A 942-nucleotide genomic window follows, 5' to 3' on the forward strand; every position below is an offset into this window, starting at 1 on the left:
TTCTTTTTCTGTGGCTCGAAAGATTATTGAAAATGAATTAGGTAAGCCTTTGAGTGCAGTTTATTCTTATGTTGACCCGGTTCCTTTAGCATCCGCTTCTATTGCTCAGGTTCATGCTGCCAAGCTTGTATCGGGTGAAGATGTAGTGATCAAAATTCAAAAGCCAGGTGTTGAGAATGTATTGCTTACAGACCTTAACTTTCTCTATGTCTCAGCGAGAATTATTGAACATCTGGCACCAAAGCTATCATGGACATCTATGTCTGGTGTCGTTGAAGAAATTCAGCGCACAATGATGGAAGAGTGTGATTTTATAAAAGAAGCAAATAACCTAGATGAGTTTAGCGAGTTTTTGCATAGTGCTGGCCACGAGGATGTTTGCGTTCCTAAAGTTTATCGAAGCGCTAGCTCGAGACGAGTTCTGACAATGGAACGTTTTTATGGTGTATCGCTAACTGATTTGGATACAATTCGTAAATACTGCTCCGATCCCGAAAAGACATTGATCACAGCAATGAATACCTGGTTCTCTAGTTTGACGCAGTGTGCCTTTTTCCACGCTGATGTTCATGCAGGTAACTTAATGGTTCTCGAAGATGGTCGTATCGGCTTTATCGACTTTGGTATTGTAGGTCGTATTAACCCTGGCACCTGGGAAGCTGTTTCAGACTTTATATCAGCGATTATGATTGGAAACTTTGAGGGTATGGCTGATGCGATGATTCGCATTGGTGTCACAGATAAAGATGTCATTGTTGATGACTTAGCAAACGATTTACGTCGAGTGTTTAATAAACTAGATGTGATGGTCCCCGATACAGCGATGTTCGAGACGCAGGGTGAAGATGATATTAATAATGTGCTAATGGATATGGTTAAGGTTGGTGAGCAGAATGGTATCCACTTCCCTAGAGAATTTGCTTTGTTATTAAAGCAATTTTT

The 942-nt window shown here is 40.7% G+C and carries 1 protein-coding gene; it reads left to right on the top strand.

The features are described 5' to 3' along the window. Positions 1-49: 49 nt before the first annotated feature. Positions 50-942, top strand: an 893-nt coding sequence (locus A3766_RS04670) for an AarF/ABC1/UbiB kinase family protein (RefSeq protein WP_231882832.1), incomplete at its 3' end; no start/stop codon positions are given.

The organism is Oleiphilus sp. HI0132 (assembly GCF_001635845.1).